The sequence below is a fragment of the Frondihabitans sp. PhB188 genome, from assembly GCF_003752365.1.
GTDB lineage: Bacteria > Actinomycetota > Actinomycetes > Actinomycetales > Microbacteriaceae > Frondihabitans.
In genome coordinates this window covers 361,204-385,253 of the sequence record NZ_RJUO01000004.1, presented here as the reverse complement: position 1 = coordinate 385,253, position 24,050 = coordinate 361,204, and the positions used below count along the sequence as shown (strand labels likewise).

Below are 24,050 nucleotides of genomic sequence, written 5' to 3'. Positions count from 1 at the left end.
GGTGGCCGATGCTACCGGCGCGGTCAGACCCGCACCGCCATCGCCCGATCGGCGGGCTCCGACTCGCTGGCCCAGCGCAGGGTGACGACGGTCCCGTGTCCGGGCGCGCTCGTGATCGCGGCGACGCCGCCGATTCCGTTGACACGCTCGAGGATCGACACGCGGACCCCGAGGCGCTCCGACTTCACCGACGTGTCGTAGCCCGCGCCGTCGTCGGCGACGACGATCTCGGCGACGCCCCCGACAGCGCGCACCTGGATGTAGCGCGACGCTCCGTCGCCCGCGTGCTGGCAGCTGTTGACGACGGCCTGGATCGTCGCGTCTCCGAGGGCTTCGGCGATGTCGGCGGGCAGGAGCATGGCGGGGACGAGGCGGGCGTCGCTGATCTCGGCCTCCGTGTCGAGCTGGGCCATCGCCTCGCGGATCCGCTCGTGCACGTCGATGAGCGGGACGGGCAGATCGGCCGCGCCGTGCCCGGCCATGGCCTCGCCGAGACGGTCCATGCTGGTCTTGGCCATGGCGGCGGCGAGAGACCGGGCCCTCGGCGTGTCGGCCTTGCCGGCGGAGATGAAGGCCGTGAGGACGCCGTCGTGCACGATCGAGTCGACCTGCACCCGCTCCAGCTCGGTGGCGTGCTGGCGCACGGCCTCGCTGTAGCGGCTCACGGCAGCGCTCTGGGCGATGTCGACGCTCTGCGCGGCCCTCCGCAGGAGGCTGACGAGGATCAGCACGGCGGCGCCGAGCACGATGGCGTAGCTGGCGTCGAGTGCGGCCTGACCGGGTGCGACCCCGCCGCCGGCAGGCGTCTGCCTCACGTAGAAGAAGAGGCCGGGGATGATGAAGAGGTAGGCGGTCGCCACCCACGTGCTGAAGGCGAAGACCGCAGCGGCCAGCACCATGTTGCAGACGTACCAGAGCCACGGGCCGCTGGGCTGGACCTGCGTCAGATCGGGGAACGCGAACGGCCAGGTGGCGAGAGCGACGACGAAGACGACGCAGGTGATGGAGGCGACGTACGGGACGAAGCGTCCGACGAAACCGGCGACCACCAGCACCAGGAACGACCCGAACACCAGCACCAGCATGAGCAGCGCCCAGCTCGGCCGCAGCGACGGCGACTGGGCCATGGCGATGGGCACGGCCTGCGCCCCGAAGACCAGCGACATGATCGAGAGGCTCCGCTCCAGCACGCGCTCGACGGCCAGGCCCGTGACGGGCTTGGAGGGTCCGCGCCGCTGCGGGGTGGGGGCGTCGTTCGACTCCGGGAGGGACATGACGTGTTCTCGATCAGGGCGGGTCAGAAGCGACGTCGAGGCGAGACGTCGAGGGAAGACTAACCGGCAGGCGTGGCCCGGTGGAGGGCCGGGCGCGAGAACACACGCTAATTGGGGGTACGGGTTCCGGGCCGCGGGGGACGGCCCGGAACCGAGGTGCTACTCCTCGTCGAGACGGCCGGCCGCGGAGCGGCGACGACGCGCGATGACGGAGAGCAGGAGGCCGAGGCCGAGCAGCACGAGGACGCCGGTCAGCGGGGTGCGGACGTCGGTTCCGGTGTAAGCCAGGGCACCGGTCGCGACCGGCGTCGCAGAGCCGCCGAGGGTGGGCGTCAGGCCGGCCGCGGCCGGGGTGACCGGGACGACGACGACGGGTGTCGTGGGCGTGCCGGGGGTGACGGGCGCGGTACCGCCGCCGGCCGGAGGCGTCGTGCCGTTGCCGCCGTTCGGGCCGGTGGGCGTGACGGCGTTGACTCGGGCGAAGTACGCGTTCGAGCTCGTGACCGCGGTGCCCGACGTGACGCCCGTGCCGGTCACGGTGCCGACGTCCTGGTGGTTGATGTCGCCCGATCGCACGCCGCTCAGGTCTGCGGTGCAGGTGAACGAGGCGCCCGGCGCGAAGCGGCCGGCCCAGGTGGTGCCGGTGGCGGGCCCGCCGAGCGGCGAGAAGTCGCAGCTCAGGCCGGTCACCGTGCCGTTGGCCACGACGTCGTCGACGACCGAGACGTCGCGCAGCGGGTCGGTTCCGGTGTTCGTGACCTTGTAGACCAGCGAGGCGGTCCCGTTGGTGGCGAGGGTGACCACGTCGGCGGCCGTGTCGGCCGCGTTGCCCAGGCTGTCGCCCTTGACGATCGAGACGGAAGCCGTCGGGTTCGTGCCGGCGCCCACGCCGCCCGCGGCGGCCTGCGAGATGCTGGCGAAGCCGCGCTGGGTGCGGGTCGCTCCGGCGACCGTCGTCGCCACGGTGCCGACGTTGCTGAACGTCTGGGCCGCGGTCTCGGAGCCCGTCGCCTCGCGGAGCGAGACGCGGATGCTCACGCGGTAGGCGTGGTCGGCCGCGGCGGCGGGCCAGGTCGCGGTGTAGCCGGCCTCGGTGCACGACTGCGAGGCAGGCACTGTGGTGGTGATCGAGGCGATGGTAGTGGTGCCGGGGGTGAAGGCGACGTCCTGGTAGCGGATGGTCGAGCAGTCGTAGAACCAGTTCTGGCCGGTCGGCACGGTATCGCTCGAGACGGCGCTGTCGAACGGTCCGACCGGGGTGTCGAGCCACCACGCCAGGAAGTCGACGGGGTTGGTGTGGCCCTGATCGGCCGAGGTGAAGGCGCGCGACTTGATCGGCACCGAGCGCGTCGACACCGAGCCGGGGCGCGTGATGACGGTGGTGAACGAGACGCCGTCGCCGGTCACGGAGGTGATCGGGGTCGAGGCCCCCGGCGGCACCTGCACGCTCGAGTAGTCGGAGGTGACGAAGGCGGTGCCGTGCGTGTCGAGGTGCGTCGACGCGTAGTCGGTCAGCGTGAACGTGATGACGACCGGCGAGGTCGACGAGAGCGCCGCGGTGGCGACGACGGCGCCGCCGTCGGGGTCACGGAGCGCGAAGTCCGAGGGGAGGTTGCGGAGCACCGAGCTCAGCGTCAGCGTGAACGTGTCGCCGGCCTGGGCGTTGTCGGGCACCTGCCAGTCGATGCTCGTGGTCAGCTGCTGGCCGGGAGCCGGCGTGGTGGGCGTGACGGCCACGTTCGTGATCGCGCCGCTGATGACGGCGGCGCTCGCCGGGGTCGCGCCGAGGGCGATGCCGGCCGCCGCCAGCAGCGGCACGGCCGCCAGGGCGACGACTCGGCGCCATCGAGCCAGTCGGGTGACAGGGCGTGCGGGCACAGGGAGGCGCAGAGAAGACATGCAGGACCTTCGGGATCGGGTGTCGACGCGAACCTGCCCCCGGGCGTCACGCAGCGCCGTCTCCCAGCGGTTGGGGCCGCAGAGATTTGGCCTGGGTGTGCGTGACCGACGTGATCAAGGGGCGTCTTCGCGCCGTCGGATAAAGCCAACCTAACCCCCGAACGGGGTACACCACCAGCCTCTTCCGGAATGCGCAGACCTCACGAGAGCGCCATCGCCATCGCCTGCGCGCGGGTGGTCACGCCGAGCTTCGAGAAGATCGCGTTGACGTGCGCCTTGACGGTGGCGACGCTGACGAACAGGCGGGCCGCGATCTCGGGGTTGGCGAGGCCGTCGGCGATCAGCGAGAGCACCTCGGCCTCGCGGGGGCTGAGCACGGCGAAGCGCGAGCGGAGGGACTCGGGGGTGCTCGGCGGCGGGGCTTCCGTTCCTGCGCCCGTGAGACTGGCGACGAGACGCGCGCCGACCGATGCCGCGAACGTCGCCTGGCCGGCTGCGGTGGCGCGGATGGCGCTGGCGAGCTCGGCGCGCCCCGCGTCTTTGGTGAGGTAGCCGCGGGCTCCGGCGCGGAGGGCGCCGACGATCGACTCGTCGTCGGCGTAGGTGGTGAGCACGAGCACGGCGACGCCGGGGTGCTCGGCGATGATCCGGCGGGTGGCGTCGGCTCCCGAGAGCTCGGGCATGCGGAGGTCCATCAGGATCACATCGGGCAGGAGCTCGGCCGCCAGACGCACGGCCTCGACTCCGTCGCCGGCCTCCCCCACCACCTCGAAGCCGTCGACCAGCCGCAGCACGGTGACCAGGCCATCGCGCACGATCGCCTGGTCGTCGGCCACGAGGATCCGGATCGTGTCGGTCATCGCGCGCCTGCCTCGGGGCAGTCGAGCTCGAGCACGACCGAGAACTTGTCGCCGTCGCGCCTCGCGGTCAGCGTCGACCGGTCGTCGAGCTCGGCCACGCGCGAGCGCATGCCGGGCAGTCCGCTGCCGTCGCCGAGCGGCCCATCCTGCCCGGCGGGGTTCGAGATGACCGCGCGCAGGAACTCCCCGCCCACCTCCCGAGACAGGCTCACCCTCACCGGCGCGCCCGGCGCGTGCCGGCGCGCGTTGCTGAGCGCCTCGCGCAGCACCCCCGCGAGCACCCTGCGGTGGCCGGCGTCGAGGGAGGACGCGCCCTCGACCCCGGACGCCTCGACACTGCCGCCGAGACCGCGGTGCGCCGCCAGCAGGTGCGCCACGGCGTCGTCGGCGTCGAGCGAGCTCGGGGCCGGGTCGGCGGCGGGGTCGCGGAGGGCGGTCACGGCGCGGCGCGCCTCGCCGAGCCCGTCGGCGGCGAGGATGCGGGCGGCGGCGACGCGGGACGCGGCCTCCTCGGTGCGGCCCGCCTCGAGCAGCGCCTCCACGGCGTCGAGCTGGATGACGAGGCCGCCGAGGCTGTGCGCGAGCACGTCGTGGATGTCTCGGGCCACGGTCGCACGGTCGGCGAGCAGCGACGCGCGCTGATGCTCGCGCTCGAGGTCGAGCTCGCGGGCCAGGAGCGCGCGCTCCCGCTCGGCTGCGGCGACGGTCTGCCGCCGGTTCAGGCCGACGACGATACCGAGCGCGTAGCCGCCGAGGACGCCGAAGAAGAACGACGCCGGCCTCACCTCGGCCAGGCCGCCGATGACGGTGATCACTGCGCCGAGGGCCGCGAGCAGCGGACCGGCGTAGCGCGAATGCCGTGTCTCGGCCGTGACCGCGGTCACGGCGATGATGGCCGGCGTGACCAGGAGGCCGTCGGTCGGGCCGACCATGGCCGCGCCGCCGACGACCATGACCAGCGCGGCCAGGTCGCGGAGCAGGTCGACGCGGACGAAGGCCCGCACCGCCCAGATCAGGAGGACGACGAGGCTGCAGCCGATGACGAGCGGCTCGCGGTCGTCCGGGCCGCCGGTGCCGGCGATCACCCAGAACGCGACGACGACGGCCCCGACGCCGTTCAGCGCGGGGCCGAAGCCCGTGCGGGACCGAGTCGGGGCGGGAGTCGTCACGTTAGCCATCATGCCGTGGCCGTGACCGCCCGCGGCATCCGGGAGTCGAGCACGAGCGCCGAGGCGGCGCGGTTCGCGGCGATGGTGAGCAGGATCACGCCCGTCGCCGTCAGCAGGTGGGCGCCGAGGGCGGAGCCGGCCACGTCGATCCCGATCCGCACCGCGATCAGCGCGATCCACAGCGTCATGCCGAGGCCGCCGCTGCGCGACTCGAGGACGTTGCCCTTGTCGTCGGGTGCCGCCGCGCGGCGAAACACCGTGATGCGGCCCATGATCAGGCCGAGGACGACCGCGAACGCGAGCTCGACGGCGATGAGCGTCACGTCGATCGGGCCGACTCTGAGACCCTTGGCCGACGTCGACAGGCTGATGAGGCCGACGATTGCGAGGATCGCGGGCATGCGCCAGACGCGGGCCCGGTCGAAGGGGCGCCAGCGGAGCTGACGGGCGCCGATGTAGACGACGAGTGCGACGCCGACGGCGATGTTGATGAGGAGCTGGACGGTCATGTGCGGGCCTTTCTCTGGGGTGGTTCCAGCTTCGCCGCGCGAGTTCCTGCGCCCCACCACCCCAGGGTGGAGAGGCGTCGCGGCAGGGTGGAAACCGGGCGGGCATGGGAGGCTTGGGCAATGGCCACCCCACCCGAGAACCTCGAGATCACCATCGGCGCAGGCCAGGCCCGGATCGAGCCCGACAAGTACTCCCCCGGCTCGTACACGCTGGTCGTCGACGGCACGCCGCAGTCGCACGTCGACCTCGACGACCCCACCCACCTCGTCTTCGAGTACGTGCGCCGGATCGGCCACGCCATCGACCTGCTGCCCGCCGGCCCGGTCACGGCGCTGCACCTCGGGGCCGGAGCCCTCACCCTGCCCCGCTACGTCGAGGCGACGCGGCCCGGCTCGCGCCAGCAGGTCGTCGAGCTGGAGCAGTCGCTCGTCGAGCTGGTGCGGGCGCAGCTGCCGTTTCCGCGCGGGGCGTCGATCCGGATGCGGTACGGCGACGCCCGCGAGGTGATGGAGAAGCTGCCGGGCGGCCTCCGCGGCACCGTCGACCTCCTCGTCGTCGACGTCTTCGGCGGGTCGCGCATCCCGGCCCACGTCACGTCGCTCGAGTTCTACGAGTCCGCGGCGGCGTTCCTCTCGCCGACCGGGATGCTGGTCGTGAACTCCGCCGACGGAGCCGGGCTCGCCTTCGCCCGCGGCCAGGCGTCGACCCTCGCGACGGTCTTCGAGCACGTCGCCGCCGTCGCCGACCCCGGCACGCTCAAGGGCCGCCGTTTCGGCAACGTCGTGCTGATCGGCTCGCGGTCGCCGCTGCCCGTCGACCAGATGCCGCGCGTGTACTCGGCCGACCCGCTGCCGGCGAAGGTCGTGGCCGGGCGCGAGCTGCGCGACTTCATCGCCGGGGCGCCGGTCGTCACCGACGCGACCGCCGTGCCGTCGCCGGAGCCCTCGCGGTCGGTGTTCGGCGGGCGCTGACGTGCGCCCCGCCCGACGCGCGGCCGCCGCTTCAGATATTCAAGGAGATTTTTGCGCCGACGGGCTGGGATCCGCATGGGCACGTCGGCTGAGCGCCGAATCTCCTTGAAATTCTGGCGGGGCCGGTAAGGGCGGGGCCGGGCAGGCTCGGCAGAGTGAGGCGCTGACTACTTCGCGTCGGGGGCGGCCTCGTCGGGCTTGGCGAGCAGGTCGCGCAGCGTCGCCTCGGCCTCGGCGGGCGCGGCGGCGGCTTCGGCGTTGGCCTCGGTCACGGCCCGCACGACCTCCTCGCGCTGCACCTTGATGCCGCGCGGAGCGTCGATGCCGACGCGAATGCCGTCACCGCGGGAGTCGAGGATGGTGAGGACGATGTCGTCACCGATGAGGATCCTCTCCCCCACCTTGCGCGTAAGCACCAGCATCCCGCCAGACTACCGGGCCGCGCGCGCCTGACACGTCGAAACGGCGAAAACACCCCGCCGCGGCGCAGTGCCGGCACCGATCCGGCGGGGCTGCGCCGATTCGGCGGGCCCGGGCCGATTCCGAGGGCATGTGCCGATCTCTAGGGCCTACGCGTCGACCCAGCCCAGCGGCAGGCCGAGCTGCCGCACGGTGTCGGGCGTCGACGTCGTCGCGAGGCCCGAGGCGGCGATGCCGTCGGCGTCGATGACGGCGGAGGCCTGCGCGATCCACCGCTCGGTGTCGGCGGGCTTGCGCCCGGCGTCCACGACGAACCAGATCTGGTCGGGGGCGAGGTCCTCGACGACGCCAGCGGCCGTGGAGTCCCAGCCGACGGCGACGATGGTCGCGCGGTCCATCTCGACGCCCGAGGCGCGGGCCTCGAGGGCGCCGCGACGGTCGGTGATGGCGACGAAGCGGCCGTCGGCGCACGAGCCCGCGACCCGGATCGCGGCACGCGTGCGGGTCGAGCCGTCGGCCATGGCCTGGGCGACGGCGACGGTGTCGGGCCGCTCGCCGACGATGACGACGAGGTCGCCCGGGCCCTCGAGAAGGGCCGGCGCGATCGGACGGGGCGCGCTGGCTGCGGCGGCGGCCGCGGCGCGACGGGCCGCACGGGTCGGGAACGCCTGCTGCTGAGCGGCTCCGGGCACCGAGGCACCGGGCGCAGGAACTGGCACGGCCACTTCGGGAGCCACCCCGTTGAAGGCCAGGTCGTCCATCAGCTCCGCGAACGCGTTCGAGCGGGTGGACACCGCCGGCTCGGGCTCCGCCGCCTCGGCTGCGAACATCTCGTCGCCGCCCTCGGCATCGGCCAGCAGGGCGGCGAGTCCGACGCGCTGGGCGGGGGTCGGCGCGAAGGCGCGCTCGGCGGCGGGGCCGGCGGGGGCGGGCATTTCCTGCGCCCCGGGCTTCGCGGCGGATCGACGGCCCTTCTCGGGCAGCTCGACCGTCGCCTCGACGTAGCGCTTGGAGAACAGGCCGGCGATGCCCAGGCCGCCCGACGTCACGCGCTCGGCGGCGACGATGCGGGCTCTCGGGCCGTGCTCCTCGCGGACGCGCGCGGCGATGTCGTCGAGGCTCTTGCCCTTCAGGACGATCCGCTGTGCCATGCGGCTAGTTTCGCACTAGGCCGCGAGGGTGTCGACGCCGCGGACGACCCCGACGGTCTCGATGGTCGAGTTGCCGGCGGTGGCCTCCTGGTAGTTCAGGACGGGCAGCCCGCCGGTCTGGGCGGACACGAGGCGGCGGATAGCCGGGCGGAGGGCGGGGGCGCAGACGAGGACGGCCGAGAGGCCCGATGCCTCGACGTTCTGCAGCGACGCCTTCAGCGACGACAGGATCATCTCGATGCGGTTGGCGTCGATGAGGATCTGCGAGCCGTTCTCGGACGGGCGCAGGCCCTCGAGGAGCGACTGCTCCAGGCCGGGCTCGATCATGATGACGCGGAGCACGTTGCCGTCGAGGTACTGGGCGGCGAGCGCGGGGCCGAGCGCGGCGCGGGCCGACTCGATGAGGCCCTCGGGGTCGGTCGACACCTTGGCGCGGAGCGTGAGCGCCTCGCAGATGCGGCCGAGGTCGTTGATCGGGATCTGCTCCTGGAGCAGGCCCTGGAGCACGCGCTGCAGCTCGGCCATGCTGAGCATGCCGGGGATGAGCTCGTCGACGGCCGGGGCGTTGACCGTCTTGACGCCCTCGACGAGCACGCGGACGTCTTCGCGGGTGAGGAGGCGAGCCGCGTTGTCGGCGATGATCGACGACAGGTGGGTGACCAGGACCGACACGCGGTCGATGACGGTCGCGCCGGTCATCTCGGCCGAGTGGCGCATCTCGGAGGGGATCCACTTGCCGGCGAGGCCGAACACGGGCTCGATCGTCGAGACTCCGGGCAGAGCGTCGAGGTAGTCGCCGAGGGCGAGCACCTTGCCGGCGGGCGCGGTGCCGCGGCCGGCCTCGACGCCGGCGATCCGGATCGCGTAGGTCGACGGCGGCAGCTCGACCGAGTCGCGAGTGCGGACCGGGGGCACGACGACGCCGAGCTCCATGGCGACCTTGCGGCGCAGGGCGCGGACGCGGCCGAGGAGGTCGTCGGAGGCGCCGGAGACCATGTCGACCAGGTCGGGTGCGAGCTGGATCTCGAGGGCGTGGACGCGCATCTGCTCGAGCAGGTCGTCGGTGGTCTCGGTGGTGGGGGCGGCCGGAGCGATGGCGGCGAGCTCGGCGGCCGCGGCCTCCTTGGCGTTCCGGGTCTTGATGCGCTGGCCGATGATCAGGAGGGTGACGCCGACGACGAGGAAGGGCACGATCGGCATGCCGGGGATGAAGCCCATGCCGATCGCGGCGACGCCGGCGATCATGATCGCGGTGCGCGACTGGGTGAGCTGCGTGGACGCCGTCGAGCCCAGGTCGGACTCCGCGTTGGAGCGGGTGACGATCATGCCGGTGGAGACGGCCATCAGCAGCGCGGGGATCTGGGTGACGAGGCCGTCGCCGATGGTGAGGATGCCGTACTTCGAGAGCGCGTCGCCGATGGCGAGGCCGCCGGAGACCATCCCGGTGGCGATGCCGCCGATCAGGTTGATGATGATGATCAGGATGCCGGCGATCGCGTCGCCCTTGACGAACTTCGACGCACCGTCCATGGCGCCGTAGAAGTCGGCCTCGCCGGCCACCTCGGCGCGGCGCTTCTTGGCGATCTCGTCGGTGATGAGTCCGGCGTTCAGGTCGGCGTCGATCGCCATCTGCTTGCCGGGCATGGCGTCGAGGGTGAAGCGCGCGCCGACCTCGGCCACGCGCTCGGCGCCCTTGGTGACGACGACGAACTGGATGACGACGAGGATCAGGAAGATCACGGCGCCGATGATGACCGAGCCGCCGACGGCGACGTGGCCGAAGGCCTGGATGACGTCGCCGGCGAAGCCCTGGCTGAGCACGAGGCGGGTCGACGCCACGTTCAGGCCGAGGCGGAAGAGCGTCGCGATGAGGAGCAGCGACGGGAAGACCGAGAAGTCCATCGGCTTCTTGACGAACATCGTCGTCAGCAGGATGACCAGCGCGAGCAGGATGTTGCAGATGATCAGGGTGTCGAGCAGGAACGACGGCACCGGGACGACCAGGAGCAGCACGATGCCGACTACCCCGACGGGGACGGCGAGCTTGGGGAGGCCGGCCATTTTTGAGGGTGCGGTCATGCGGGGGCTCCAACGAGGTCGGGGGCGGTCGGTTCTGAGTCGGTGGGGGCGGGGGCCGTGTAGCCGGCCCCGCCGGGCATCGTGTGCACGCCCTCGGCGGCGCGCGAGCCGCGCGCCGTGAGGGCCATCACGAAGGTGAGGACGCGAGCGACGGGCGAGTAGAGCTCGACGGGGATCTCGTCGCCCAGCTCGCACGCGGCGTGGAGCGCGCGGGCCAGCGGGATGTCCTTGACCATGGGCACGCCCTCGGCCTCGGCCTTCTCGCGGATGCCGCGGGCGACCTCGCCGGCGCCCTTCGCGACGACGCGGGGCGCCGAGCGGCCGGGCTCGTACTTGAGCGCGACGGCGACGTGCGTGGGGTTGACCATGACGACGTCGGCGTCGGCGATCGCGCTCATCATGCGACCGCGGCTCATCGCCATGGCGCGGGCGCGACGCTGCTGCTTGATCAGCGGGTCGCCGTCGGACGACTTGCTCTCGTCCTTGATCTCCTTCTTCGACATCCGCGTCTTCTTGCGGTTGCGGCGCATGACGACCAGGACGTCGAGGCCGCCCAGCACGAGGCCGGCGGCGACGGCCGCGACGACGAGCGACGAGACGCCGCTTCCGGCGGCGGCCATGAGCGAGGAGAGCGGGAGGTCGGCGTTCATCAGCACCGGCAGGAGGCCCTGGATGACAGTCCACAGCACGAGCGCGACGACGCCGGTCTTGAGCAGCACCTTCGCGCCCTGCCAGAGCGCTTGCATGCCGAACATGTTCTTGATGCCGGCGAGCAGGTTGAAGTGCTCGAACTTCATGATCGACTTCTTGAAGTGGACGCCGCCCTGGACGACCGCGGTGACCAGCACGGCGATGCCGACGATCGCGAGCATCGGGCCCATGACGCCGCCGATCGACGAGAAGGCGTCGAACATGGCCGCGGTGGCGCGCGCCTGCGTCGGGTCCTTTATGACGTCCTGGACGGTGAGGACCTGGTGGAGGCCGGCGGTCGTCGCGCGGTCGATGGCACCGGGGATGGCGATGACGGCGGCGGCGACGCCGACCCACGCGCTGAGGTCGGTGGACTTGGAGAGCTGGCCCTTGCCGTGGACCTCCTTCATCCTCTTCTCGGTGGCGTCCTCTGTCTTCTCGCCGGTCTCGTCGGCCATCAGCTCACCGCCCCGAGCATGATGTCGACGGCCTCGCGCGAGAGCGACGAGACGACCTGCGGCAGCGCGACGAAGACCATGCCGGCGAGGCCGAGCGTGATCATGATCTTGAGCGGATAGCCGAGCTGGAACGCGTTGAGCGCCGGCGCGACGCGCGTCAGCAGGCCGAGGCCCGCGTCGGCGAGGAAGAGGATGACGATCAGGGGCCCGGCGATCTGCAGCGTCGACAGGAACATCGACGACGTCGTCGACACCAGCAGCTGCGCGGGGTGAGCCAGGTCGAGGCCGCCCGAGACCGGGATGGCGTCGAACGTGCGGAGCAGGCCGCCGATGACCAGGAGGTAGCCGCCCGACGTGAACAGGAGCACCAGCGAGGTCATCTGGAAGATGCGCGTGAACTGCGCGCCGTTGACCTGCGAGCCGGGGTCGTAGCCCATGGCGAGCTGGAAGCCGCCGAAGAGGTCGATCGCGCTGCCGGCCGACTGGACGGCGGCGAAGGCGAGCCACACCAGGAAGCCGAGGACGGCGCCGGTGACCAGCGACAGGATCAGCGACACGAAGAAGGCGCCGGTCGCCTGCTCGACGTAGCCCGGCACGACGACCGGGGCGACCGCGAGGGCGAGGCCGACACTGAGCATGGCCTTGACGCGGGCGGGGATGGCCGAGTGGTTGAACGGCGGCGCGATCATCAGGAAGGCGACGATGCGGACGCTGGCGAGCATGACGGCCTCGACCGCGCCCATCGAGAAGGAGAGGCCCATCAGGCACCGCCGAGCAGCGACGGGATGCGGTCGAACAGGGTGGTCGTGAAGGTGACCATGGTCGAGATCATCCAGTTGCCGCAGACGACCAGCGCGATGGCGCAGGCGATCGCCTTGGGCACGAACGCGAGCGTGGGCTCCTGGATCTGGGTGATCGACTGCAGCAGCGAGATGGCGAAGCCGACGACGAGGGCCGTGATGAGCACCGGGGCGGCGAGCTTCGCGGCCACCACGAGGGCCTGGACGCCGAGGTCGAGAACGGCTGTGCTGTCCATCAGTTGTAGCTCTCGATCAGGCTCTTGATGATCAGGCCCCAGCCGTCGACGAGGACGAAGAGGAGGATCTTGAAGGGCAGCGAGATCATGACCGGCGGCAGCATCATCATGCCCATCGACATCAGGGCGGCGGAGACGACGAGGTCGATGACCAGGAACGGCAGGAAGATGACGAAGCCGATGATGAACGCCGAGCGGAGCTCCGAGATCATGAACGACGGGATGAGGGTGAGCATCGGCACCGACTCGATGTTCGCCGGGTTGGCCTTCTTGGCCGCGCGGGTCATCAGGGCGATGTCCTCCTCGCGGGTGTGCGCCGTCATGAAGGTGCGGAGGGGCTGCTCGGCGAGCGTGATCGCGTGGGTGAAGTCGATCTTCCCGGCGAGGTAGGGCTGCAGGGCGGCGTCGTTGATGTGGATCAGGACCGGGCCCATGATGAACAGGCTCAGGAAGAGCGCGAGGCCCGCGATGACCTGGTTCGGCGGGATCGACTGGAGGCTGAGCGCGTTCCGCGTCATGGCCAGGACCACGAAGATCTTGGTGAAGCTGGTCATCATCAGCAGCAGGGCCGGCGCGACGCTGAGGAGCGTGAGTCCGAGCAGCGTGACCACGGCCGACGAGGGGGTTCCGTCGGGGCCGTTGATGTTGACCGAGACGCCGCCGGTGCCCGAGGTGGCAGGTGCCGTGGGGCCGGTCGGGGTGACCGGCGCCGTCGGCTCGACGGGAGCGGCGTGGCCGGCGTTCGCCGTCACGAGCACGAAGCCGACGATGAAGACGAGCACGGCGGTGACGACGAGAGCGATGCGGAGCAGGCGCGCGAGGCGGATGCGGCGCAGGGCCTGGCGCTCGGCCGCCGACAGGAGGACCGGGGCGGGGCCGAGCCCGAGGAGCTTGGCGGCCAGGCTGTGCTCGGCGCCCTGGCGGAGTGCCTCGACGAGGGCGGGGCGCGAGTTCCTGCGCTCGCCTCCGAACAGGCGGCCGGATGCCGGACGTGACGCCGGACGACCGGAGCCTGTCGAAGGGCCGGTGCCGCGGGAGGTATCCGGCCCGAAGAGGAAAATGGGCGCACTGGTGGGAGCCGCGGCCCACGTGAAGCGGCGGAGGGGCGTGGTCGTCATGCTCGCTTCTGTGCTCTCATGGCGGCGGCGGCCTGCTTCCAGGTGCTCGCGGAGAGGATGGAACCCGCGATCGGCGAAGCCGGGACCGGAGCCGCGGCGGCAGCGCGGGCCGCGCGGCGGGGGCTGAGCACGACGGTCTCGACGGCGGGGGCCGGGGTCTGGTCGAGCACGTCCGCGAACGCGGACGCAGTCGTGGCGGCGACGGCCGGCGCGATGGCCGTGACCTTGGCGTCGGCGGGCGCCTGGCCCGATCCGAGGACGCTCACCTGGGTCTCGGTGACCCCGAGCACGTACCGGATGCCCTCGACGTCGACGACTGCGACGGAGGCCTTCCCCGAGAGGCCCTGGCGGGCCACCACGGTGACGTGCTTGGCCTGCTTGGCGCCGCGCCCTGTCTTCGCGGCGACCTTCTTCTGGATGAACCAGAGGAGGCCCAGCACCGCGGCGAGGGAGACGACGACCCGAAGGCCCAGGAAGAGGGTGTCCACGGTCAGATCTGTCCGTCCGCGAGGTCGAGGATCTGCGTGATGCGGACGGCGTAGTCCTGGTCGACGACGACGACCTCGCCGTGGGCGATGAGGCGCCCGTTGAGGAGGACGTCGGCGGGGGCGCCGGCTGAGCGGTCGAGCTCGATGACGGCGCCGGGCTCGAGGCCGAGCACGTCGCGGACCGACATGCGCGTGCGGCCGATCTCGACCGTGAGCGCCATCTCGACGTTGTTGATGCGGCCGAGCTTGTCGGCGACCGAGCCGACGAACGCGGGTGCGGTGCCGGCGACGGCACCGAACTCGCGGATGCGGACGACGAACCAGCCGACCGGGCGACCCGCGTCGACGAGCTCGAAGACGACGCTCTCGGAGTCGGCGGCGAGCGCCTGCGCGTCGGAGGCGACGACCTCGCCGAGCACGCCGGCGCCGAGTGCGTTCGCGGCGGCCTCGAGGGCCGGGCGGAGCAGGTCGGCGGCGGGCAGGCCGGCGGCGGCGCTGCCCGAGAGCTCGGTGACGAGCGCGAAGTCGGCCGACACGTCGCCGACGAACGTCGAGACGACGGCGTCGGCGAGGACGCCGACCGGGGCCGCCGCCGTGGGCTGCACCGACAGCGGGGTGCTCGACGGCAGGAGGTCGGCGAGCGCGTACGCGGCGGCCGAGTGCAGAGCGGTGGCGGTGGTCATGCGAGTCTCTCTTCGGTGGTGACGATGATGCCGGCGAGGCGGGAGCCGTTGGCTCCGACGGCGGCGCGACCGACGGGGATGCCGCCGACGGTGACGTCGAGCGGGCGGTGCGCGGGGTGCGGGAGGGCCAGGAGGTCGCCGACCGCGAGGTCGAGCACGGCCGAGGGCAGAACCCGAGCGGGCAGGAACTGCAGCCCGACGTCGACCGGCACCTGAGCGAGCTGCGCGTCGACGAGCTCGCGGGCGTTCGCCGTCGTGGCCATCGGGTTGGTCTCGCCGAGCTGCGGCAGCAGGATCTCGGCGGGAAGCGCGAGCGTGGCGGGCGCGGAGGCCTCGCCGACGCGGATCTCGAACGAGGCGACGATCATGAGGTCGCTCTTCGCAGCCGCCTGCGCGAACTGCGAGTTGTACTGGAAGCCGCCGACCGAGATCGGGGTGACCAGGAGCGAGCCGAGCGAGTAGCGGAGGTCTTCGAGCGCGTCGTCCATGAGGCGACGCACGAGAGCCTGCTCGATCGGGGTGAACTTGCGCTCGGGGAGCACGGTCGCGGCGGTGGTGGTGCCGCCGAGCATGTGGGTGACCCAGCCGAGGGCCGCCGCCGACGGGAACTGGATGACGGCCTTCGCCGTCACGCCGTCGAGCGGGCAGAGAACCATGGCGGTCGTGGCGGGGAGCGACGCGGCGAAGTCGTCGTAGGTGGTCATCTCGACCTGCTCGCAGGTCACCTGCGAGATGACGCGGACCTTGGCGGTCAGCTGCGTCCCCCACTGGCGCGCGAAGGTCTCGAAGCCCAGCTCCAGCACGCGCGAGTGCTCACGAGCGAGCGTCGTGGGGCGGCGGAAGTCGTAGACCTCGACCGAGCGCGCAGGTCGCTGCGTGCTCGGAGCTGTCTGGTCGAGGAGGGTCACGTGAATAGTTATCGGCCGACCCCGACCAGGCGTTAGAGATTTATCTCGATTGGTTTACTACTTGGCGCCGTCTACTTCATCGCGGCGGCCTCCGCGGCGGCGATCTTGGGGATGAGCGCGTTGACGTCGTCCTTCTGGTTCGAGAGCACGACGATGTCGACGCGGCGGTTCTTCGCCATGTCGGCGTCGGTCGACCCCTTCGACAGCGGTCTCGACGAGCCGTAGCCGACGGACTGGATCCGGTCGGCCGGCATGCCGCCCCGCTCGACGAGGTCGCGGAGCACCGCGGTGGCCCGCGCCGCCGACAGCTCCCAGTTGGTCGCATACGGAGCGGTCGACGCTCGGGAGTCGGCGTGACCCTCCACCGAGACGTTGTGGCCCGCTGTCTTCAGCACGGGGGAGATAGCGTTCATGACCTGGTCGGCGATGGCCGACAGGTCGGCCGAGTTCGATCCGAAGAACGTCTCGGAGCCGACGAGCCGCACGGTCAGGCCGCGCGAGTCGAGGGTGAACTGCACGTCGTTCGTCAGGCCCTCCTGGGCGAGACGTGCGGCGATGGCCTTCTTGATCGAGGTGAGGTCGTCGACCTCGGCGGCGGCCGCCTTGGTGTTCGCCTTCTGCTGGGCGGGGGTGGCCTTGGCGGCGGCGGCAGCGGCCTGCTGCTTCGCGGTGGCGGCGGCCTTCGCAGTTCCGGCGCCCGATGCATCGCTGTTGGTCGCGGCGACGCCGTTCGCCGCGGCGGCGGTCTTGGCGTCGGTGTCGGACTTCGAGTAGCCGGCGCCCTCTTTCGTGGCGTCCTTCTTGTCGACGACGGTGCCCGACGCGGTGTCGACGTGCGACGACTTGGTCTGGCCGAAGCCGGTCGCCAGGGACTCCTTGAGGGCGGCGAACTTCTGGGCGTCGACGCTCGACATCGCGAACAGCACGAGGAAGAGGCACATGAGCACGGTGATCATGTCCATGTACGACGCCATCCAGCGCTCGTCGGGGTGCTCGTCGTGCTCCTCGACGTGCTTCTTGCGCTTGCTCACGCCGCGACGTCCTCTTTGTCGCTCACCTTGGTCGACTTGACCGTCTTGCCCTCGGCGGGCATGTCGACTTTCGGCACCATCGCGCGGAGGCGGGCTCCGAGCAGGCGCGGCTGCGTGCCCTCCTGGATGGCGAGGACGCCTTCCATGAGCAGCGTCATCCGGGTGACCTCGAGCTCCATCATGCGCTTGATGCGGCCGGCGATCGGCAGCCAGATCAGGTTCGAGCTGATGAGACCCCACAGGGTCGCGATGAACGCCGACGCGATGAGGGGGCCGAGGGTGTCGGGCGACGAGAGGTTCTCGAGCACGTGGGTCAGCGAGACGACGGTGCCGATGATGCCGACGGTGGGGGCGAACCCGCCCAGCGTCATGAAGAAGCGGGCGGCCTGGCGCCACTGCGCGGTGCGGCCCTGGATCTCGTCTTCGAGCAGCTCGCGGAGCTCGTCGCCGTCGGTGCCGTCGGCGACGCTCTGCAGCGCCCCCTTCAGGAACGGGTCGTCGACGCCCTCGGCCTCCTGCTCGAGGGCGAGCAGGCCGTTGGCGCGCGCCTTCTCCGAGATGGCGACCAGGTCGTCGATGGCCTTCGTGGGGTTGGCCTTCTTCGCCAGGATCGACGGGAGGATCGACTTGAACGAGTTGATCGTGTCTTTCAGGGCACCCGAGGCGATGCCGACGCCGAGCGTCGTGCCGAAGACCAGCACCAGCGGCCCCGGAAGGAAGATGGACATGATCGAGACGTGCTCGATCGTCATCATGCCGACCAGTGCGCCGAAGGCGAGCACCAGGCCGATGAGCATTGCGGGATCCATCAGCGCTCGCCCCTCTTCTCGAAGGAGCCGGTCGTCACGAGGCCCAGCGTGCGCTGAGGCGGCGAAGCCGGCTTCTCGTCGTACGCGAGCGACACGATGCGAGAGCGGTAGCGCGCTACCAGCTCGATCACCTCGGCCATCGTCTCGGTGACGATGAACTTCGCTCCGTCCACCATCACGAGGGTGGTGTCGGGGTTCTCGTGGATTCGCTCGATCAAGTCGGGGTTGATCGCGAACTGACTGTCATTGAGTCGTGTGACGACGATCATGGGCCCGTCCTAGGTCTGATTCTCGCGGTCCATCCGTGTCCCGCGAAGAGCGCTTCCTGCGCTGCTACTACTCACTATCGGCCGGAGGTGAGGGGGCGTTAGGTTCGTGCGCCTCTTTTTCCGGTGGTTTAACGGCGCAGGAACCGCAGATGGCCGGCTTCGTGACGAAGCCGGCCATCTGCAGTTCCTGCGCTATCCCGTCTAGCGCTTGAGGTTCGTGAGCTCCTGCAGCACCTCGTCGGAGGTCGTGATGATGCGGGCGTTGGCCTGGAAGCCGCGCTGGGCGACGATCAGGTTCGTGAACTCCTGCGAGAGGTCGACGTTCGACATCTCGAGCGTGCCGCCGGCGAGGGCGCCGCGGCCGGGCTGGCCGGGGGCGCCGAGGGCCATCGCGCCCGAGTTCGACGACACGACGTAGCCGGAGTTGCCGACCTTCTCGAGGCCGGCCGGGTTCGTGAAGGTGGCGAGCGCGATCTGGCCGAGCTTCGAGGTGGTGCCGTTCGAGAAGGAGCCGACGAGGGTTCCGTCGGCCGAGATCGTGTAGCCGTTGAGCGTGCCGGCCTGGCGGCCGTTGACGTCCGAGACGGCGACGGTCGAGAGGGTGGCGAAGCCGGTGAGCGACGACATGTCGGTGGTGACGTCGCCGACGGTCAGCGAGCCGGAGGTGGTCTGCTTGCCGTTGGCGAAGGCCAGCGAGGTGGTGCCCTTGTTGCCCTGGCCGTCGTCGCCGGCGACGTCCCAGCCGGCGGCGGTCTTCGTGAAGTCGAGGGTCAGCGTGTGCTTGGTGCCCTGCTTGTCGTAGGCGTCGACGTCGCGCGTGATGACGGTGCCGGTGGCGGCGTCGCCCGGGAGGTTGCCGCCGACCTTCGCGGAGGTGGTCTCCTGGGCGGCCGAGGTGGCGCCGACGGGCAGCATGATGTCGGCCAGGCCGCCGTTGGTGTTGACGACGCCGTCGGTCGCGGGGTAGCCCTGGACGATCTTGCCGTCGGTGGTGGTGAGGCGGCCCTGGCTGTCGAAGTCGAACGAGCCGGCGCGGGTGTAGACGCTCTCGTTGCCGTTGCGGGTGACGAAGAAGCCGTCGCCCGAGATCATCAGGTCGGTCGCCTTGCCGGTCGCCTGGGCCGAGCCCTGCGAGAAGTTGGTGGTGATGCCGGCGACCTGCACGCCGAGGCCGACCTGGGCGGGGTTCGTGCCGCCGAGACCCTCCTGGGCGCCGCCGGCGCCGTGGGTGATCTGCGACAGGGTGTCCTGGAACACCGTCGACGACGACTTGAAGCCGACCGTGTTGACGTTGGCGATGTTGTTGCCGGTGACGTCGAGCATGGTCTGGTGGGCGCGGAGGCCGGCGATGCCGGAGTAGAGCGAGCGGAGCATGGGAGGGCCTTTCGAAAGGAAGGAAGTGTGTGTGAAGCGGCCTTCCGTGGCCGTGATGCCGGTCGCCGTCCGTGGCAGCCGAGGTGGAGCGGGGTCTGTGGTGGTGCTGTGCGTCAGGGGGTCGTGCTGGTCGCCGCCGACTTGTCGACAATTCCCGAGATGGAGTCGAGGGGGACGTCCTTGCCGCCGACGCTCACCGTCGGCACGCTGCCGGCGAACGACACCGACGCGGCCGTGCCGGTCACCGAGGTGCCCGACGCGTCGTCGTACGTGACCTGCTTGCCGACGAGGTTCGCGGCCGAGATCCGCATCTGGAGCGAGAAGTTCTCGTTGCCGGTCGTCGTGTTGTTGGTGACCTGCTCCATCATCGCCAGCTGCGTGGTCTGGCTGATCATGGCGTTGGTGTCCATCGGCGACGACGGGTCCTGGTTCTGCAGCTGCGAGACGAGCAGCTGCAGGAACATCTCGCTGTCCATCGACTGCTTCGGCGTGCGGGCCGTCGAAGTGGTGCTGGTGGCGGGAACGGACGTGGAGACCGTTCCGGTGATGCCGTCGAGTGCCATTCGGTAGTCCTTTCAGGCCATCACGTCGATGGAGGAGGAGGTGGGGTGCAGTGCGCGGGGCGCGGCGACAGAGGTGTCTTCGCTCTGACTATCGGCAGTCGTGCGCGATTCGGTAGCTTCTCCGGAGCGATCCGACTGGCCGGCGCCCTGGCCGAACGCGCCCGCGGCCTGCTGCTGCGGCTGGTTCTGGCTCGAGAGGTCGACGCTCGACTGGAGGCCGGCCGACTGCAGGTCGCGACGGAGATCCGGCAGGATCCCGCGCACCGCATCGCGGCCGGCCTCCGACTGCGCGAACAGCTCGACGTGCATCCCCTGCGCACTGACGTGCGCGCGGACCGTCATCGGGCCCAGGGCATCCGGCGAGAGCTGCACGGTCACGACGTGGTCGCCGCTTCCGGCGGCAGCGAGCGTGAACACCGGGCGGGCGAGCTGCGTGTGGAGGGGCATCGGGGCGGCAGGGGCTCCCGAAGGGGCGGCGGCCGACGGCGCTGCGGGGGCGGCCTGCTGGACCTGTGCGAACGCGGCGGCGGAGTCGACGGCGACGGCCGCCGTGCCCTGCGCGGCCTGGGCCGCCGGCGCGACGGCGGTCGGCAGGCCGGAGCCGGGCTGGCCCTGGCCGGCCTGGCCCGAGCCGGGCTGGCCCTGGGGGGAGGCGGCGGAGGCGGCGGGCTGGACGGCAGCGGAGGCCGCGTCGGCGGTGCGGACGACAGGGCCGTCGGCCGGGGGTGCCGTGGTCGGGGCGGCGGCGAGGGCAGCGGCCGTCGAGGCCGGGCCGGCGGCGGCGGCCGAGCCGGTCGCGGGCGTAGCGGTGGCGGCTGCGCTCGTCGCAGTGGCGGCTGCGGTCGTCGCGGTGGCGGCAGTCGGGGCTGCGGCGGTCGGGGCCGGAGCAGCCGGCGCGGCGGCCGTCGAAGCGGCGGCGGTCGAAGCGGCACCGATCGACGCTGCGCTGGTCGACGCGGTGGCGCTCGGCTCTGCGGCCGTCGAGAACTCAGGGGCGGTGCTAGCGATGGGTGCGCCGACCGGGCTCGTGACGGCGGCGACCGTGCTTCGACCCTGAGTTGTCGACGGGGCGGCGGCGGCGAGAGCGGCCGGCGCGGCGGCAAGGGCGGCGGCCGGCGCGGCGGAGGCCGTCGGCGCGACAACCGACGACGCGGTGCCGGTCGACAACGCGGTGCCGGTCGACGACTCAGGGGCGATGCCGGCGGCGGACTGCGGGGCGGCGACGGCGAGCTGCGCGCCTCGAGCCTGAATCGCCGCGAGGCCTGCGGAGGCAGGGGCGGCCGCGAGCGGAACGGGGCCGCCGGACGGCGCGGCGCTGGTCGGCGCCGCCGCCGTCGACAACTCAGGGGCAGTGCTCGCTGCAGCCGACGCCAGGGCGGCGAGCACGACGGGTGCGACGCTCGAACCCTGAATCGCCAGCGCGGCAGGGACGGCGATCGGGGCCGCGTCGTCTTTCGCGTCCGCGCTCCCGTCGTCGCTCGTGGACGCGTCCCGCGGCGCGTGGTCGCGCGGCGCGACGGCCTTCGCGGCCTCGCCCGAAGCGGCGCGGCCGGAAGCCGAAGCGGAAGGGCTAGCGGCGGGACCGGCAGCAGCCGAACCAGCAGCGCCGGAACCAGCCCCGGGCGAGCCTGCGGCAGCCTGACCGCCCTTGCCCGCGGCATCGCGCGCCGGAGCCGCTGCACCCTGCATCGCGTCGCCGAACGAGGCAGCCGACGCCGGCGAGTCGACGGACGACGACGAGCCAGGACGCGCGGGCGCCGTGGTGAGCGCGTCGGCGACCGACGGCATCGCCGGGCTCACGCGGCGCTCCCCGAGGAGGCCATGAGCTGCTGGAGCGCGGCGTTGACGAGATCGGACTTCGACGAGCTGCCGGAGACGGGCTGCGTCGTGGCGGCGGTCGAGGGGACGATGCGGCGGATCTCTCCGATGTCGGCGTCCGTGAGGTAGTTGTCGATGATCCTGACGTCCTTTCCGGGGCGCGGCGCGTGGAGGATCTTGCCGTCGCCGAGGTAGATCACGATGTGACCCTCGTCCTTGGTGGTGATGATGTCGCCGGCCTTCGCGTGGGCGAGGTCGGGCACCTTGACGCCCATGTTCGCCTGGTCGGGCACGACGCGCGGCATGGTGATGCCGAGGTCTTTGAAGACGGTCTGGACGAGGCCGGAGCAGTCCATCCCGCTGGTCGTGGTGCCGCCGAACACGTAGGGCACGCCGAGGTACTTCTTGGCGTCGGCCACCACGTCGGCGCCGGTGACGCCGTTGGCGACGAGGCCCCCGGTCGGGCTCGCCGGCGTGGCCGCCGTACCCGCGGTCGAGTCGAGCGCGTCGGTGCTGGTCGCGGTCGTCGCGGTCGCGTCGGTCGTGGCTCCGGCCGCGGCGAGCGCGGACGCGAACGTCGAGGCGCCGTCGGTCGAGGCGGTCGACGAGGTGGACGACGGCAGGCCGGACTGGATCTCGGCGATGGTGCTCTGGATCTGGGAGATCCGAGAGAGGACGTCGGTGACGCTCATGACAGCTCCTCCGGGTCGGCGGGTCGGAAACGGTTGGTGGCGATCTCGTCGAGAGCGAGCTGCTCGTCGCGGAGGTCCTTCTCGCGCTCGGCGAGCAGGTGGCGCTCCTCGAGCTTCTCGAGGGCGACGGAGCGGGCGCGGGCGGCGTTGAACTCGACCTGCGCCTCCGCGGCGGCGACACGGTGGGCATCGGCGACGGCGTCGAGCTCGGCGATCATGCCGCGGGTCGAGGCCCGGGCCGCCGCGACAGCGGTGAGGGTGGCGGCGTCGGTGATGATCGCGTTCCTGCCGGCGGCGTCCTCGAGGGTGCGCTCGGCGCGGGCGCGGCGCTCGGCCACGTCGCGGATGCGGTGGTTGGCCTGAGAGAGCTCGGCCAGCGCCTTCTGCTGCTGGGCGTGCCGGACTCGGAGGAGGCCGGCGAGCGAGAACGTCTTCACAGGGCGGCCCCCAGCGTGCGGGCGAGCGCGATGAGCTGCGCCCAGGCGGCGTCGGACGGCGTCTGGTCGTCCATCGTCTGCTGCAGGAAGCGGTCGATCTCGCCCTGGTGCGCGACGGCCGCGTCGACCAGCGGGTTCGATCCCGACTGGTAGGCGCCCACGTCGATGAGGTCCTGGGCGGCGCGACGAGCGGCCATGACCGTGCGGAGGTGCTTCGCGGCGGCCGACTGCTCCCTCGTGATGACCTTCGAGGCCACGCGCGAGATCGAGCCGAGCACGTCGATCGACGGGAAGTGGCCGGTGACCGCGAGCTTCCGGTCGAGGACGACGTGGCCGTCGAGGATGCTGCGGGCGGCGTCGGCGATCGGCTCGTTGTGGTCGTCGCCGTCCACTAGCACGGTATAGAGGCCGGTGACCGAGCCCTGCACGTCGGTGCCGGCGCGCTCGAGCAGGTTGGCGAGCGTCGAGAACGTCGACGGCGGGTAGCCCCGGGTCGCCGGCGGCTCGCCGACCGAGAGGCCGATCTCGCGCTGGGCCATGGCCACGCGGGTGAGCGAGTCCATCATCAGCACGACGTCCGAGCCGGTGTCGCGGAACGACTCCGCGATGCGGGTCGCCACGAAGGCGGCACGCAGGCGCATCAGCGCGGGCTCGTCGGAGGTCGAGACGACGACGACCGAGCGCGCGAGGCCCTCCGGGCCGAGATCGTCTTCCAGGAACTCGCGCACCTCTCGTCCGCGCTCGCCGATCAGGGCGATCACGCTGACCTCGGCATCCGTGCCTCGGGCGATCATCGACAGCAGCGACGACTTCCCGACGCCGGAGCCCGCGAACAGGCCCATGCGCTGGCCGCGGCCGGCGGTGGTGAGCGTGTCGAGGGCGCGGACGCCGAGCTGAAGGGGCGTGTCGATGCGGGCGCGCTGCATCGAGTTGGGCGTCGCGTGGTCGACGGGCACGAGCTCGTCGAACTGCAGCGGGCCCTTGCCGTCGATCGGGCGGCCGAGTCCGTCGAGCACGCGCCCGAACAGGCCGCGGCCGGTCGGCACGAGGATGGGGCGGCCGGTGGGGCGGACCGCCATTCCCGAGCGGACGCCGGTCATCGGCGCGAGGGGCATGATGCGGACGCCGTCGCGGGTGGCAGCGACGACCTCGGCGATGCGCTCCTCCGGCAGGCCGGCGGGTCCGACGATCGGGTCGCCGACCGAGACGAGGTCGCCGATGGCGACGTCGAGTCCGGACACGCCGATGCCGAGGCCGACGACGCTCGACACCACGCCGATGCGCAGGGGTCGCGCAGCGCGCGACGCCTCCGCCAGACGGGGTGCGATGTCGAGGGTGGCGAT

The 24,050-nt window shown here is 71.8% G+C and carries 25 protein-coding genes; 1 reads left to right on the top strand and 24 read right to left on the bottom strand.

The window, feature by feature from the left end; translation table 11 throughout:
• Window positions 1–23: 23 nt before the first annotated feature.
• The 5 genes from EDF46_RS13970 to EDF46_RS13950 form a co-directional block, all read right to left on the bottom strand.
• Window positions 24–1,274: an ATP-binding protein gene (locus EDF46_RS13970; RefSeq protein ID WP_123506912.1), complete on the bottom strand. Its 1,251-nt coding sequence runs from the start codon at window positions 1,272–1,274 to the stop codon at window positions 24–26.
• A gap of 159 nt (window positions 1,275–1,433) precedes the next feature.
• A complete protein-coding gene (locus tag EDF46_RS13965) occupies window positions 1,434–3,173 on the bottom strand; it encodes an Ig-like domain-containing protein (protein WP_148061223.1) in 1,740 nt (579 codons plus the stop codon).
• A 200-nt stretch (window positions 3,174–3,373) separates the two neighbouring features.
• Window positions 3,374–4,033, bottom strand: coding sequence for a response regulator transcription factor (locus tag EDF46_RS13960; RefSeq protein WP_123506910.1), 660 nt, complete (start codon window positions 4,031–4,033; stop codon window positions 3,374–3,376).
• Window positions 4,030–5,202: a sensor histidine kinase gene (locus EDF46_RS13955; RefSeq protein WP_148061222.1), complete on the bottom strand. Its 1,173-nt coding sequence runs from the start codon at window positions 5,200–5,202 to the stop codon at window positions 4,030–4,032. Before EDF46_RS13955 ends, EDF46_RS13960 begins: the two co-directional genes overlap by 4 nt.
• An 8-nt stretch (window positions 5,203–5,210) precedes the next feature.
• Complete coding sequence (locus EDF46_RS13950) at window positions 5,211–5,711, bottom strand: hypothetical protein (RefSeq protein ID WP_123506908.1); 501 nt, start codon at window positions 5,709–5,711, stop codon at window positions 5,211–5,213.
• 120 nt (window positions 5,712–5,831) lie between these two features.
• Here EDF46_RS13950 and EDF46_RS13945 point away from each other — a divergent pair, with 120 nt between their 5' ends.
• Complete coding sequence (locus EDF46_RS13945) at window positions 5,832–6,683, top strand: spermidine synthase (RefSeq protein WP_123506907.1); 852 nt, start codon at window positions 5,832–5,834, stop codon at window positions 6,681–6,683.
• A gap of 167 nt (window positions 6,684–6,850) precedes the next feature.
• On the opposite strand, the gene EDF46_RS13940 is transcribed toward EDF46_RS13945, so the two are convergent.
• The 19 genes from EDF46_RS13940 to EDF46_RS13845 all read right to left on the bottom strand — a co-directional run bounded on the left by EDF46_RS13940 (window position 6,851) and on the right by EDF46_RS13845 (window position 24,050).
• The gene (locus EDF46_RS13940; RefSeq protein WP_123506906.1) at window positions 6,851–7,105 is read right to left on the bottom strand and encodes a carbon storage regulator; all 255 of its coding nucleotides are present in this window, start codon (window positions 7,103–7,105) and stop codon (window positions 6,851–6,853) included.
• A gap of 147 nt (window positions 7,106–7,252) precedes the next feature.
• A complete protein-coding gene (locus tag EDF46_RS13935) occupies window positions 7,253–8,254 on the bottom strand; it encodes a hypothetical protein (RefSeq protein ID WP_123506905.1) in 1,002 nt (333 codons plus the stop codon).
• Window positions 8,255–8,269: 15 nt separating this feature from the next.
• Window positions 8,270–10,333, bottom strand: coding sequence for a flagellar biosynthesis protein FlhA (locus EDF46_RS13930; protein WP_123506904.1), 2,064 nt, complete (start codon window positions 10,331–10,333; stop codon window positions 8,270–8,272).
• Window positions 10,330–11,481 carry a flagellar biosynthesis protein FlhB gene (locus EDF46_RS13925; RefSeq protein ID WP_123506903.1) on the bottom strand — a complete coding sequence of 384 codons (1,152 nt, stop codon included), beginning with the start codon at window positions 11,479–11,481 and terminating at the stop codon, window positions 10,330–10,332. The genes EDF46_RS13930 and EDF46_RS13925 overlap by 4 nt, the downstream gene beginning before the upstream one ends.
• Window positions 11,481–12,242 carry a flagellar biosynthetic protein FliR gene (locus EDF46_RS13920; RefSeq protein ID WP_123506902.1) on the bottom strand — a complete coding sequence of 254 codons (762 nt, stop codon included), beginning with the start codon at window positions 12,240–12,242 and terminating at the stop codon, window positions 11,481–11,483. The genes EDF46_RS13925 and EDF46_RS13920 overlap by 1 nt, the downstream gene beginning before the upstream one ends.
• Complete coding sequence (fliQ, locus tag EDF46_RS13915) at window positions 12,242–12,517, bottom strand: flagellar biosynthesis protein FliQ (protein ID WP_123506901.1); 276 nt, start codon at window positions 12,515–12,517, stop codon at window positions 12,242–12,244. Before fliQ ends, EDF46_RS13920 begins: the two co-directional genes overlap by 1 nt.
• On the bottom strand, window positions 12,517–13,344 hold the full coding sequence (gene fliP, locus EDF46_RS13910; RefSeq protein WP_370454120.1) for a flagellar type III secretion system pore protein FliP: 828 nt from the start codon (window positions 13,342–13,344) through the stop codon (window positions 12,517–12,519). Before fliP ends, fliQ begins: the two co-directional genes overlap by 1 nt.
• 287 nt (window positions 13,345–13,631) lie before the next feature.
• Entirely contained in the window at window positions 13,632–14,123 is a 492-nt protein-coding gene (locus EDF46_RS13905) for a flagellar biosynthetic protein FliO (protein ID WP_158614261.1), read from the bottom strand.
• 2 nt (window positions 14,124–14,125) lie between these two features.
• Window positions 14,126–14,806, bottom strand: coding sequence for a flagellar motor switch protein FliN (gene fliN / locus EDF46_RS13900; RefSeq protein WP_123506898.1), 681 nt, complete (start codon window positions 14,804–14,806; stop codon window positions 14,126–14,128).
• On the bottom strand, window positions 14,803–15,714 hold the full coding sequence (locus tag EDF46_RS13895; RefSeq protein WP_123506897.1) for a flagellar motor switch protein FliM: 912 nt from the start codon (window positions 15,712–15,714) through the stop codon (window positions 14,803–14,805). Before EDF46_RS13895 ends, fliN begins: the two co-directional genes overlap by 4 nt.
• A 71-nt stretch (window positions 15,715–15,785) precedes the next feature.
• Window positions 15,786–16,745, bottom strand: a complete 960-nt coding sequence (locus EDF46_RS13890) for a flagellar motor protein MotB (protein ID WP_233580040.1) — start codon at window positions 16,743–16,745, stop codon at window positions 15,786–15,788.
• On the bottom strand, window positions 16,742–17,554 hold the full coding sequence (locus EDF46_RS13885; RefSeq protein ID WP_123506896.1) for a motility protein A: 813 nt from the start codon (window positions 17,552–17,554) through the stop codon (window positions 16,742–16,744). The genes EDF46_RS13890 and EDF46_RS13885 overlap by 4 nt, the downstream gene beginning before the upstream one ends.
• Window positions 17,554–17,823, bottom strand: a complete 270-nt coding sequence (locus tag EDF46_RS13880) for a flagellar FlbD family protein (protein ID WP_123506895.1) — start codon at window positions 17,821–17,823, stop codon at window positions 17,554–17,556. Before EDF46_RS13880 ends, EDF46_RS13885 begins: the two co-directional genes overlap by 1 nt.
• Before the next feature lie 201 nt (window positions 17,824–18,024).
• Complete coding sequence (locus EDF46_RS13875) at window positions 18,025–19,197, bottom strand: flagellar hook protein FlgE (protein ID WP_123506894.1); 1,173 nt, start codon at window positions 19,195–19,197, stop codon at window positions 18,025–18,027.
• Window positions 19,198–19,310: 113 nt separating this feature from the next.
• Window positions 19,311–19,760 carry a flagellar hook assembly protein FlgD gene (locus EDF46_RS13870; protein ID WP_123506893.1) on the bottom strand — a complete coding sequence of 150 codons (450 nt, stop codon included), beginning with the start codon at window positions 19,758–19,760 and terminating at the stop codon, window positions 19,311–19,313.
• A gap of 12 nt (window positions 19,761–19,772) precedes the next feature.
• Window positions 19,773–21,560 carry a flagellar hook-length control protein FliK gene (locus EDF46_RS13865; protein WP_158614260.1) on the bottom strand — a complete coding sequence of 596 codons (1,788 nt, stop codon included), beginning with the start codon at window positions 21,558–21,560 and terminating at the stop codon, window positions 19,773–19,775.
• The gene (locus EDF46_RS18885; protein ID WP_123506891.1) at window positions 21,557–22,270 is read right to left on the bottom strand and encodes a C40 family peptidase; all 714 of its coding nucleotides are present in this window, start codon (window positions 22,268–22,270) and stop codon (window positions 21,557–21,559) included. Before EDF46_RS18885 ends, EDF46_RS13865 begins: the two co-directional genes overlap by 4 nt.
• On the bottom strand, window positions 22,267–22,707 hold the full coding sequence (locus tag EDF46_RS13850) for a flagellar FliJ family protein (protein WP_158614259.1): 441 nt from the start codon (window positions 22,705–22,707) through the stop codon (window positions 22,267–22,269). The genes EDF46_RS18885 and EDF46_RS13850 overlap by 4 nt, the downstream gene beginning before the upstream one ends.
• Complete coding sequence (locus tag EDF46_RS13845) at window positions 22,704–24,050, bottom strand: FliI/YscN family ATPase (protein ID WP_370454119.1); 1,347 nt, start codon at window positions 24,048–24,050, stop codon at window positions 22,704–22,706. The genes EDF46_RS13850 and EDF46_RS13845 overlap by 4 nt, the downstream gene beginning before the upstream one ends.